At 68.2% G+C, this 12,561-nt stretch carries 6 protein-coding genes; 1 reads left to right on the top strand and 5 read right to left on the bottom strand.

Annotated elements, in window-relative coordinates; translation table 11 throughout:
• Positions 1-95: 95 nt before the first annotated feature.
• The 4 genes from ABZ822_RS25960 to ngcE all read right to left on the bottom strand — a co-directional run bounded on the left by ABZ822_RS25960 (position 96) and on the right by ngcE (position 5,035).
• Positions 96-1,295, bottom strand: a complete 1,200-nt coding sequence (locus tag ABZ822_RS25960) for an ROK family transcriptional regulator (protein WP_360859116.1) — start codon at positions 1,293-1,295, stop codon at positions 96-98.
• Positions 1,296-1,613: 318 nt separating this feature from the next.
• On the bottom strand, positions 1,614-2,534 hold the full coding sequence (locus ABZ822_RS25955; RefSeq protein ID WP_360858956.1) for a carbohydrate ABC transporter permease: 921 nt from the start codon (positions 2,532-2,534) through the stop codon (positions 1,614-1,616).
• Positions 2,534-3,463, bottom strand: coding sequence for a sugar ABC transporter permease (locus ABZ822_RS25950; protein WP_360858953.1), 930 nt, complete (start codon positions 3,461-3,463; stop codon positions 2,534-2,536). The genes ABZ822_RS25955 and ABZ822_RS25950 overlap by 1 nt, the downstream gene beginning before the upstream one ends.
• Positions 3,464-3,589: 126 nt before the next feature.
• Entirely contained in the window at positions 3,590-5,035 is a 1,446-nt protein-coding gene (gene ngcE / locus ABZ822_RS25945) for an N-acetylglucosamine/diacetylchitobiose ABC transporter substrate-binding protein (protein ID WP_360858950.1), read from the bottom strand.
• A gap of 485 nt (positions 5,036-5,520) precedes the next feature.
• Between ngcE and ABZ822_RS25940 the strand changes: the two genes are divergently transcribed.
• The gene (locus ABZ822_RS25940; protein WP_360858947.1) at positions 5,521-9,426 is read left to right on the top strand and encodes a GH92 family glycosyl hydrolase; all 3,906 of its coding nucleotides are present in this window, start codon (positions 5,521-5,523) and stop codon (positions 9,424-9,426) included.
• A 157-nt stretch (positions 9,427-9,583) separates the two neighbouring features.
• Here ABZ822_RS25940 and acnA read toward each other — a convergent pair whose 3' ends face one another.
• On the bottom strand, positions 9,584-12,301 hold the full coding sequence (acnA, locus tag ABZ822_RS25935) for an aconitate hydratase AcnA (RefSeq protein ID WP_360858944.1): 2,718 nt from the start codon (positions 12,299-12,301) through the stop codon (positions 9,584-9,586).
• Positions 12,302-12,561: the final 260 nt, after the last annotated feature.

Below are 12,561 nucleotides of genomic sequence, written 5' to 3'. Positions count from 1 at the left end.
GTCGTTGCGGCCGAGGTGGCTGGAAGTCAACTCGGCCACCACGTGAGCGTCAAGAAGTAAATCCTTAACGAGATGGCAACGGTGCCATTCGTTATCTAAGTGAAGGCGGGTGCGGGAGCCGCCAAGGATCCATCCAAAAGGGTTGAATCGCCCATCTCATTGAGGACGAGAGCCAGCGCGCCCAGCACCTCCGCACGGCTGCCGAGCGCGCCCGGCACCACCGAGAGCTGCCGCGCCGCGCTCGGGATGGCGTAACGCGCCACCGATTCCCGTATCGGGGCGAGCACCAGCTCCCCCGCCTCCGCGAGATCGCCTCCCAGCACCACCCGGCTGGGGTTGAGGAGATTGCACAGGTTCGCGACGCCGCTGCCGATGTGGCGGCCGACGTCCGCGACGACCCTCCGGCAACCCGGGTCGCCCTCGCGCGCGAGCTGCACCATGCGCTCCACCGTGAGGTCGGGTCCGTGGCTCGACTGCAGCAGTCCGAGGATGTAGCGGGCGGCGGTGAAGGTCTCCAGGCAGCCGCGGTTGCCGCAGCGGCACACCGGCCCGGACTCGTCGAGTGTGATGTGCCCGATCTCCCCCGCCGTACCTCCCGGGCCGCGGTAGATCTGCCCGTTGATCACCAGACCGGCGCCGACACCGCTGGCGACCTTGATGTACGCGAGGTCCTTCACGCCGCGGCCGCTGCCCCAGACCAGTTCGCCGAGCGCGCCGAGGTTGGCGTCGTTGTCGACGTGCACGGGCACGCCGAGCCGTCCCGCCAGCTCCTCGCGCGGATTGGTCCCGACCCAGCCCGGCAGGATCGCGCTGGAGCCGAGCGTCCCGGACTCCACGTCGATCGGGCCCGGTACGCCGAGCCCCACGCCGATGACCTTCTCCTGGCCGATGCCGGTCGCCGCGACCAGCCGGCTCACCAGACTCTCCGCGCGGTCGAAACCCTGGGCTGCGGACGCGTCCACGTCCAGGGGCTCGGCTTCCTCGGCGAGCACCTGGTGGGCCAGATTGCCGACCGCGACGCGCAGATGGGTGTGGCCGAAGTCCACACCGACCACGATGCCCGCGTCGCCGCTGAGCGAGACGCTGCGCGCCCGCCTGCCCCCCGCCGAGGTGGGCGTCACCTCGACCGTGCCGCCGTCCTTCAGCTCCCGGACGATGTTGGAGACCGTGGCGGCGGACAGCCCGGTGCTCCGGGCGATTTCCGCCTGTGTCAGGGAACCGGCCAGCCGGACCGCACGGACGACCCGTTCCAGATTGGCCCGGTGCAGCGACGACTGCGATCCCGGAGTCTCCACCACGGTCTGATCACTCCCAGCCAGGGGCAGGACGGAGCCGCCACGGTGAGGCCCCGTCGTGTACAACATGTGAACTCTAAGATGAGCCCCAGAGGTTGTCTCCCGTCAAGACCTTGAGCGGGGGAGGCGTCGAATGAGCGCTATCACACGCCGAACCCCGTAGGCGTCCCGTTCCGGGGCCCGTGCACCCTCTCGTGCACATGCCGGGGTACGGGCACGCGCCGTGCCCGTACCGCGCTGTCCGGATGCCGCGCGCCGCCCGCATGCGTCACGGGAACGGGCACCGGCGCCCGCCGACGTCGGCGAACGGCCGCCTGTCTACTTCAGGGCGCCCGCCGTCAGACCGGCCACGACCTGCCGCTGGAAGACGATGTACGCGGCGAGCACCGGCAGCATCGCCATCACCAGACCCGCGAAGAGCCCCGACCAGTCGCCCTTGTAGCCCTGGCTCACGGCGAGCTGCACCAGGCCCTGGGACAGGACCTTCTTCTCCGGTTCGGAGTTGAGCACCGTCGGCAGCATGTACTGGTTCCACTGCCCCAGGAAGTTGAAGATCCCGACGCTGATCAGACCGGGCTTGGCCATCGGGAGCATCACCTGGAAGAACGTCCGGGTGTGCGAGGCACCGTCCATGAAGGCCGCCTCCGCCACCGACGTGGGCAGCGTCCGGAAGAAGGCCGTGAGGAAGAAGACCGTGAACGGCAGGGAGTACGCGATGTAGACGAGGACCAGGCCGTGCAGCGTGTTGAGCAGGGCCATGTTGTTCATCACGTAGAACAGCGGCACCAGCGCCAGGATGATCGGGAAGCTCATCCCTCCGATGAAGAGGAAGTAGATGAAGCGGTTGCCCGGGAAGCTGAACCGGGCCAGCACGTAGGCCGCCATGGATCCCAGCAGCATGGTGCCGACGAGCGAGCCGCCGACCACCAGCACCGTGTTGAGGAAGTAGTCGCTCATGTGCGCCTGCGTCCAGGCGCGCGACCAGTTGCCGAACTGCAGGGACGTCGGCAACGACCACGGCGAGGTGAAGATCTCCCGGTCCGTCTTGAAGGACGTCATCACCGCCCAGAGCAGGGGCATGACGACCATGAAGGCCCACAGGACGAGCATCCCGTGGGAGAAGACGTTGAGGACGCGGCCCTCGCGCTTCTCCCCCGTCTCCTCCGGGGCCGGTCCGGTCTTCACGACGGGCGGGCGGTCCCCCGTGACGCCGGCGGGAGGGGTGTCGGTCGTCTTCATCAGTACTCCAGCCGCTCGCGCCGGCCCAGCCGCATCACGACGGCCGCGAAGGCCAGCGTGACGACGAGCAGGGCGACACCGATCGTCGTCGCGTAGGCCGCCTGGCCGTCGCGGAATGCCTTTTGGTAGACGTACAGCGGGAGCACCGTCGTGGAGTAGTCGGGGCCGCCCCCGTTCGGGCCCACGGTCATGATCTGCACGACCGCGAAGGACTCCGCCCCCAGCGCCAGGATGCCCATGTAGACCCATCCCGACTGCACGGTGTCCCACAGCAGCGGCAACGTGATCCTGAAGAACGTGGTGAAGCGGTTGGCGCCGTCGAGCAGCGCCGCCTCGTAGAAGTCGTTGGGGATGGACGACATGCCGGCGGAGAAGAGCACGACGAAGAAGCCGACGGTGCTCCAGACCAGGACAGCCATCACGCACCACAGCGCGAGATCCGGATCGCCCAGCCAGTTCGGCTGCACGGAGTCCAGCCCCACCGCGTCCAGCGCGGAGTTCAGCGCGCCGCTGTTGGGGTTGTAGGCGAACTGGAACAGCAGGGCGACGATCGCGATCGACAGCACCTGCGGGAAGAAGTACACGATCTTGTAGAAGGCGCTGCCCCGCACACCGGCGATCGCGGCGCCCTTCCCGCGCCGCCCGCCGACGTTCAGCATGAAGGCGAAGAACAGCGCGAGGCCGATCGTGACCAGCGGCAGCAGCAGCACGAACAGCGCGCTGTGCTGGAACGACTTCCAGAAGACGTCGTCCTCCAGCATCCGGCTGTAGTTGTCGAAGCCGACCATCGCGAAGTCCGGGCTCAGGCCGCTCCAGTCCGTGAACGAGTAGTAGATGGACTGGATGAACGGCCAGATGACGAAGAGGACGTAGATCGCCAGGGGGGCCGCCAGGAACCCCACGATGAACCGGTACTTACCGTGCTGCATGGACCGACCCCGATCTCCCTGCGGGTGCTGCCGCCGGCACTGTGCCGGGCCGGAGGCCCCCCGCGGGCAGCACCGGCCGGCGTCCCCCGGCCCCGCTGCCCCGGGAGGATCCCCCCGGCCCCGGCCTCACTGGTGCTTGTAGTGCTTGATGGAGCTGTCCTTGGCCGCCTCGTCGGCGAACCCCTGGATCTTCTTGATGGCCTCGGCCGGTGTGAGGCGGCCGGCCATCATCTCCCCGAGACCGGCGACGCCGATCTTCTCCTTCTGCAGCGCCACGTACCAGTCCTGGATACGCGGGTTGAGGACGTTGTCCCCGGCCTTCTCCAGGGCCGCGATCGCCGAGGTCAGCCCCGGCGGCATGGTCAGCCCGTCGGTGCCCCCGTCGTACGACGTCAGCGACGCGACCTGCTGGGTGAAGTTCTTCGACGACGCCTCGCTGAGCATGATGCGCAGCTGCTCCATGCCGCCGTCGGGGTTCTTCGCCTTGGCCGGGACGATGAAGGGCTCACCGCCGGAGGCCCACATCGTGCCGAAGGGCAGCTTGTCGGAGCTGTCCAGGCTGGACGGGGCGGAGACCCGCATCTCGAAGTTCTTCGGCGTGGTCTTCTTCGCCTCGTTCTCCACCCAGGAGCCGTTGGGGATGAAGAGCGCCTTGCCCTCGTTCCAGGCGGTCTGGGACTGGATGTGGTCCAGGCCCGGGGTGCCCTTGAGGATGTAGCCCTTCTTGAACAGCTCGTAGTACGCCTCGAAGGCCGCCTTGACCGCCGGGTGCTTCCAGGCATTGGGCTCGAGGTTGTCGATCGCGTCGAGCACCTCCCGGCCACCGATCTTGCCGATGAACGGGTACAGGCTGAAGGGGATGTAGTACGGGTGCTTGCCCGCGTACGTCCAGCCCGCGATGCCCTTCTTCTTGGCCTTCGCGCAGAGCGCGAGCATGTCGTCCCAGGTCTCCGGGTACTCCGCGTCCAGCTTCTCCAGCGCGGTCTGGGAGTACCACACGCCGTAGACGGTGTACGCGTAGTACATGATCCAGACCGGCTCGCCGTCGAACTGGCCCATTTCGACGACGCCGGGGCGCAGCGTGTCGCGCACCTTCTTCTTCGGGTCGTCGATTGAGGGGGCGTCGAGCAGCGGGGTGAGGTCGGTGAGCTGCTTCTTGCCGACCAGGACGCCCATGTCCATCTGCTCGGCGCCGGAGTTGTCGATCAGGTCCGGCGGGGTGCCGCCGTTGAAGCGCGGCTGCAGCTCGGACTGGATCTTCTGGGTGGCGCGGAACTTGACCGTGACCTTGGTGTAGGTCTTCTCGTAGACGGCCTTGGCGTCCTCCGCGTACTCGGTGCCGAAACCGCCGTCGAAGATGACGACCTCGAGCGGCGCGCTGTCATTGACACCCAGCGGATTCTTGGCGGTCTTCTCGCCCTTCTCGACCTTGTTGTCGGCGCCGCTGTCGCTGCTGGCGCACGAGGCGAGAAAGCTCATCGTGGGGACGGATATCAGGCCGACGGCAGCGGAACGCTTGATCAGATCGCGGCGGCCGAAGCCTTCGTCGGTGTGGCCGGAGGTGGATCCCATGCTCAAGTCCTCGCCTTCTCCAGGACTCAGGCGGTGTACCGGTCGCCCGTACGGATTCAGCCATCCGGCGAAGGGCCCCGCCACCGCGGTCATATTGAAGCTGGGGTCGTGCAGGGTGCGGCGGGAACGGTGACAGGGCCCGGCAGTTGACGCGATCAACGCCTCCCCCGCCGTCGCCCTCCGCTCCCTCCGGGGCCCGCAGCCGGTGCCAACAGCTGGCAGACGCCGACAGGTATAGTCCACTTACGCCGGGGCGGGCAAGATCGAATGCAAGTTTGCCCGGCAGTCTTTCCCGAGTTGAGACCTCAGGGAAAAACGGACGAACGGTCGCTGGATAAAACAGGGCCGAACGACACCCAACGGGCGCCATTTGATAACCCGTCGGAGTGGCGTGACGAACGCCCTTGACACCACCACCCCCGTCAACCATTACTTAATCCTGCGCAACCCGGTTGACAACGATGTCAAGATCGCGGAGGGGCTGAATGCAGCGCAGACGATGGCGCACGCTCGGACGTACGGTCGCCCTGGTGGCGGCCGTTGCGCTGGCTGCGACGTCCCAGGGCTCGGCGGTGGCGCTCTCTCCCCACGAAGCGATGGGGCATTCCCCGCAGGAAGCGGTGACGCGCTCTTCGCAGGAAGCGGTGACGCGCTCTCCACACGAACCGGTGCGATCCTCGCAGGAGTTTACATCCTCCTTCGAGTCAGGCGATCCCCAGCCGAGTTGGAGCAATACGGTCGAAACCGGACCCGACGGGAAGAAGAAGGCCTCAGGTGTCGACGGAGGGGACACCTCGGGCATTCCGGGCAATGTGACAGGCAAGGTCACCGACGTCCGTGCCGGCGCGGAGAACACCGACGGCGGCGAGATCAAGGAGAACCTCGTCGACGGCGAAGCCACCACCAAGTGGCTGGCCTTCGAGAAGACCGCGTGGCTGGAGTTCGAGCTCGACGAGCCGGTCGAGGTCGTCCGCTACGCCCTGACGTCCGCCAACGACGAGGCGGGCCGCGACCCCAGGAACTGGACCCTTCAGGGCTCGAACGACGGGGAGAGCTGGAAGGACCTGGACACCCGCGAGGACGAGGTCTTCGAGAAGCGCCAGGAGACCCGCGAGTTCGACGCCGGCAACTCCACCGCGTACCGGCACTACCGGCTCGACATCACCGCCAACAACGGCGACGGCATCACCCAGCTCGCCGAACTCCAGCTCGCCGTCGAGGACACCGGCGAGCCCGCCCCCTCCGACATGCGCACCCACGCCGACCGCGGTCCTTCGGGCGGCCCGACCGCCAAGGCGAACGCGGGCTTCACCGGCCTGCGGGCCCTGCGCTACGCGGGCACACACCAGCCCGAGGGCCGCGCGTACTCGTACAACAAAGTCTTCGACGTCAGCACTCCGGTGACGGCCCGGACCCAGCTCTCGTACCGCGTCTTTCCCTCGATGGGCGAGACCGACCTGAAGTACCCGGCCACCCGTGTCTCCCTCGACCTGGCCTTCACCGACGGGACGTATCTGAGCGACCTCGCCGCCACCGACCAGCACGGCGCGCGCCTCACCCCGCAGGGTCAGGGCGAGTCCAGGACTCTCTCCGTCAACCAGTGGACCCACAAGGAGTCCCTGATCGGGCGGGTCGCCGCGGGCAAGACCGTCGACCGCGTCCTGGTCGCGTACGACGCCCCCAAGGGCCCGGCGAAGTTCCGCGGCTGGGTGGACGACGTCTCCATCGCGCCCGAAGCGGCCGGGAAGCCGCCCGCCCATCTCTCGGACTACGCGTCCACCACGCGCGGCACCCACTCCAGCGGCAGCTTCTCGCGCGGCAACAACGTCCCGGCCACCGCCGTGCCGAACGGCTTCAACTTCTGGACGCCGATGACCAACGCCGGCTCGACGAGCTGGCTGTACGAGTACGCCAAGGCCAACAACGCCGACAACCTCCCCACTCTCCAGGCCTTCGGCGCCTCCCATGAACCCAGCCCCTGGATGGGCGACCGGCAGACCTTCCAGGTGATGCCGTCGGCCGCCTCCGGCACCCCCGACGCCGGGCGCAAGGCGCGGGCGCTCCCCTTCCGGCACGAGAAGGAGACCGCCCGCCCGCACTACTACGGCGTGACGTTCGAGAACGGGCTGAAGACCGAGATCGTGCCCACCGACCACGCCGCGATGATGCGCTTCACCTTCCCCGGCGCCGACGCGAGCGTGATCTTCGACAACGTCAACAACTCCGGCGGGTTGAGCCTCGACCCCGACAGCGGGGTCGTGACCGGGTACTCGGATGTGAAGTCCGGTCTGTCCACCGGCGCCACCCGGATGTTCGTCTACGGCGTCTTCGACACGCCCGTCAGCGACAGCGGCAAGCTGTCCGGAGGCGGCGGCAAGGACGTCACCGGCTTCATGCGGTTCACCCCCGGCGCCGACCGTACGGTCACCCTGCGCCTGGCCACCTCCCTGATCGGCGTCGACCAGGCCAAGGCCAACCTCGCGCAGGAGATCTCCGCGTCCGACACCGTGGAGTCCGTCAGGGCCCGCGCCCAGAAGGCGTGGGACGACATCCTGGGCCGCGTCGAGGTGGAGGGCGCGAGCCGCGACCAGCTCACGACGCTCTACTCGAACCTCTACCGGCTCTACCTGTATCCGAACTCCGGCTACGAGAACACGGGCAGCCGGCAGAAGCCGCGGTACCGGTACGCCAGCCCGTTCTCCGAGGCGACCGGCGAGAACTCCCCGACCCGGACCGGCGCGAAGATCGTCGACGGCAAGGTCTTCGTCAACAACGGCTTCTGGGACACCTATCGGACGACCTGGCCCGCGTACTCCCTGCTCACCCCGGACCGGGCCGCGACCATGGCCGACGGCTTCATCCAGCAGTACAAGGACGGCGGCTGGATCTCCCGCTGGTCCTCGCCCGGCTACGCCGACCTGATGACCGGCACCAGTTCGGACGTGGCCTTCGCCGACGCGTACCTCAAGGGCGTGGGCCTGGACGCGGAGGCGGCGTACGAGGCGGCGCTGAAGAACGCGACCGTCGCCCCGCCCTCCCCCGGCGTGGGCCGCAAGGGCATGGAGACCTCGGTCTTCCGCGGCTTCACCAGCACGGACACCAAGGAGGGCATGTCCTGGGCGCTGGAGGGCTATCTCAACGACTTCGGCCTGGCGCAGATGGGCAAGGCGCTCTACGCGAAGACGAAGAAGGCCCGCTACAAGGAGGAGTCGGCCTACTTCACCAGCCGCGCCCAGTCCTACGTGAACCACTTCGACCAGGGCATCGGCTTCTTCCAGGGCAAGCGCCCGAACGGCGACTGGCGGGTGAAGCCCGGCGACTACGACCCGCGGGTCTGGGGCCACGACTACACCGAGACCAACGGCTGGAACTTCGCCTTCACCGCCCCGCAGGACACCCGCGGTCTGGCCAACCTCTACGGCGGCCGGTCCGCCTTCGCCAAGAAGCTGGACTCCTTCTTCTCCACCCCCGAGACGGCCGACCCCGATCTGGCCGGTTCCTACGGCGGTGTCATCCATGAGATGACCGAGGCGCGGGACGTCCGGATGGGCATGTACGGGCACAGCAACCAGGTCTCGCACCACATCCCGTACATGTACGACGCGGCCGGGAAGCCGTGGAAGACGCAGGAGAAGGTCCGCGACGTGCTCTCCCGCCTCTACCTCGGCAGTGAGATCGGCCAGGGCTACCCGGGCGACGAGGACAACGGCGAGATGTCGGCGTGGTACCTCTTCAGCGCCCTCGGCTTCTACCCGCTGGTCATGGGCAGCCCCGAATACGCCATCGGCTCCCCGCTGTTCACCAAGGCGACCGTGCATCTGCCAGGCCGCGACCTGGTCGTCAAGGCACCGCAGAACAGCGCGCGCAACGTCTACGTCCAGGGCCTGAAGGTGAACGGCAAGGCGTGGAACTCCACCGCGCTGCCGCACTCGGCCATCGCCAAGGGCGGGACGCTGGAGTTCACCATGGGTCCGAAGCCCTCGAAGTGGGGTACGGGCGCGAACGCCGGGCCCACCTCCCTCACCCAGGGCGACGCGAAGCCGTCCCCGATGAAGGACGTGACGGAGAACGACGGGTCGAAGCTGACCGACGACACCTCGAAGTCGGAGGAGTCCTTCACCTCGGCGGAGCCCCGGGTGACATCCGGCTCCCGCGTCACGTATTACACGCTCACCTCGGCGAAGGCGGCCGAGGCGCCGAAGGGCTGGGTCCTCAAGGGCTCCGCCGACGGAAAGACGTGGAAGGAGATCGACCGCAGGTCCGGGGAGTCGTTCGCCTGGAACCGGCAGACCAGGGCGTTCAAGGTGGCCGGTCCGGACCGCTACGCGCACTACCGGCTCGAAGCGGTCGGCGGTGCCGCAACCCTGGCCGAAATCGAGCTGCTCTCCTAGGATCCAGGTCCCGAAAGGGGTCACCGGAACCCCATGCGGCAGGGCCGCACCCCTCTTCCGAGCAGGGGGTGCGGTCCTGCCGTATGCAGGGCGCCGTACACGTGACGAGGGGCGGGCTCCCGGCCAGGAGCCCGCCCCTCGTTCCGCGAGGCTGTGCCTACTTGCGGATCAGCGAGCGCAGCACGAACTGCATGATGCCGCCGTTGCGGTAGTAGTCCGCCTCGCCCGGGGTGTCGATGCGCACCTTGGCGTCGAACTCCACCTCGCCGGCCTTGACCTTGACGGTCTCCGGGATGCCGCCGTCGTTGAGGGCGGTGATCCCGGTGATGTCGAAGGTCTCCTCGCCGGTCAGGCCGAGGCTCTGCGCCGAGGCACCCTCGGGGAACTGCAGCGGCAGGACGCCCATGCCGATGAGGTTCGAGCGGTGGATGCGCTCGTACGACTCGGCGATGACGGCCTTGACGCCGAGCAGCGCGGTGCCCTTCGCGGCCCAGTCGCGGGAGGAGCCGGAGCCGTACTCCTTGCCCGCGAGGACGACGAGCGGGGTGCCCTGCGCGATGTAGTTGCGCGAGGCGTCGTAGATGAAGGAGACCGGTCCGCCGTCCTGAGTGAAGTCGCGGGTGTAGCCGCCCTCGGTGCCCGGCGCGATCTGGTTGCGCAGGCGGATGTTGGCGAAGGTGCCGCGGATCATGACCTCGTGGTTGCCGCGGCGGGAGCCGTAGGAGTTGAAGTCACGCCGCTCGACACCGTGCTCGGTGAGGTACTGGCCGGCGGGGGTGTCGGCCTTGATCGCACCGGCCGGGGAGATGTGGTCGGTGGTGACCGAGTCGCCCAGCTTGGCCAGCACACGGGCGCCCGCGATGTTCTCGACCGGGGTGGTCTCCATCGTCAGGCCCTCGAAGTACGGGGGCTTGCGGACGTAGGTGGACTGCGGGTCCCACTCGAAGGTGTTGCCGGTCGGGACGGGCAGCGCCTGCCACTGGGCGTCGCCGGCGAAGACGTCGGCGTAGCTGGTGGCGAACATCTCCTGGCCGATCGCGGAGGCCACGACCTCCTCGACCTCCTTCTCGGAGGGCCAGATGTCCTCGAGGTGGACCGGGTTGCCGTCCTTGTCGGTGCCCAGCGCGTCCTTGGTGATGTCCACCTTCATGGAACCCGCGATGGCGTACGCGACGACCAGCGGCGGGGACGCCAGGTAGTTCATCTTGACGTCCGGGTTGATCCGGCCCTCGAAGTTGCGGTTGCCGGAGAGCACGGAAGTGACGGCGAGGTCGGCCTCGTTGACGGCCTTGGAGACCTCGTCCGGCAGCGGGCCGGAGTTGCCGATGCAGGTGGTGCAGCCGTATCCGACGAGGTTGAAGCCCAGCTTGTCGAGGTACGGGGTGAGGCCGGCGCGGTCGTAGTAGTCCATGACGACCTTGGACCCGGGGGCCAGGGTGGTCTTGACCCACGGCTTGCGGGTGAGGCCCTTCTCGACCGCCTTCTTGGCCACCAGGGCGGCGGCGACCATGACGTACGGGTTCGAGGTGTTGGTGCAGGAGGTGATCGCGGCGACGGTGACGGCGCCGTGGTCGATCTCGTACTGGCTGCCGTCGGGGGCGATCACCGGGGTGGGCTTGGTCGGCACACCGTTGGTGACGGCCGGGGCGTCGGAGGCCGGGAAGGACTCGACACCCGCCTCGTCGAGGTCGGCGACGGGGACGTAGTTGCGGACGTCCTGCGCGAACTTCTCGGCGGCCTCGGCCAGGACGATGCGGTCCTGCGGGCGCTTCGGACCGGCGATCGAGGGGACGACCGTGGAGAGGTCCAGCTCCAGCTTCTCGGAGAAGTCGGGCTCGGCGGCCGGGTCGAGCCAGAGGCCCTGCTCCTTGGCGTACGCCTCGACGAGCGCGAGCTGCTGCTCGCTGCGGCCGGTCAGCTTCAGGTAGTTGATGGTCTCGCCGTCGATCGGGAACATCGCGGCGGTGGAGCCGAACTCCGGCGACATGTTGCCGATGGTGGCGCGGTTGGCCAGCGGCACGGACGCGCAGCCCTCGCCGTAGAACTCGACGAACTTGCCGACGACGCCGTGCTTGCGCAGCATCTCGGTGATCGTGAGGACGAGGTCTGTGGCGGTGGTGCCGGTGGGCAGCTCACCGGTCAGCTTGAAGCCGACGACGCGCGGGATGAGCATCGACACGGGCTGGCCGAGCATCGCGGCCTCGGCCTCGATGCCGCCGACGCCCCAGCCGAGGACGCCGAGGCCGTTGACCATGGTGGTGTGCGAGTCGGTGCCGACGAGGGTGTCGGGGTAGGCCTGGCCGTTCCGGACCATGACGGTGCGCGCCAGGTGCTCGATGTTGACCTGGTGGACGATGCCGGTGCCGGGAGGTACGACCTTGAACTCGTCGAAGGCGGTCTGGCCCCAGCGCAGGAACTGGTAGCGCTCCTTGTTGCGGCCGTACTCCAGCTCCACGTTCTGGACGAAGGCGTCAGGCGTGCCGAAGCGGTCGGCGATGACGGAGTGGTCGATGACCAGCTCGGCCGGGGCCAGCGGGTTGATCTTCGCCGGGTCGCCGCCGAGCTCCTTGACCGCCTCGCGCATGGTGGCGAGGTCGACCACGCACGGCACACCGGTGAAGTCCTGCATGATCACGCGGGCCGGGGTGAACTGGATCTCCTCGCTGGGCTGGGCGCTCGCGTCCCAGTTGCCCAGCGCGCGGATGTGGTCGGCGGTGATGTTCGCGCCGTCCTCGGTGCGGAGCAGGTTCTCCAGCAGCACCTTCAGGCTGTACGGCAGTCGGGCGGAGCCCTCGACCTTGTCCAGCCGGAAAATCTCGTACGACTCGTCGCCCACGCGCAGCGTGCTGCGGGCGTCGAAGCTGTTCGCCGACACGACAGTCTCCTTCATTCAATGCGCGTTTCTCACGCGATCCTGCCGCCCCGGCTCGTGGCCGGTCCGCTAAGGTAAGGCTTAGTTAGGTAACCCTTACCGAGGGGCGGCAGCGGTGCGCCTCTCGCAAGATATCTCGATGTCGAGATAACTCTAGTACATCACCGCTGCCCGGTCATGCCCCGACCTCTGGCCAGGCACGGAACACCCGGCCCCTCGTACGCGACCCCTGCGGTGCGGCGCGGGGCCCCGCCGCGCCGCGG

The sequence above is a fragment of the Streptomyces sp. NPDC047108 genome (assembly GCF_040643575.1).
Lineage (GTDB): Bacteria > Actinomycetota > Actinomycetes > Streptomycetales > Streptomycetaceae > Streptomyces.
The sequence above is the reverse complement of the archived record's forward strand: the minus strand, read 5'-3'. Positions and strand labels throughout refer to the sequence as shown.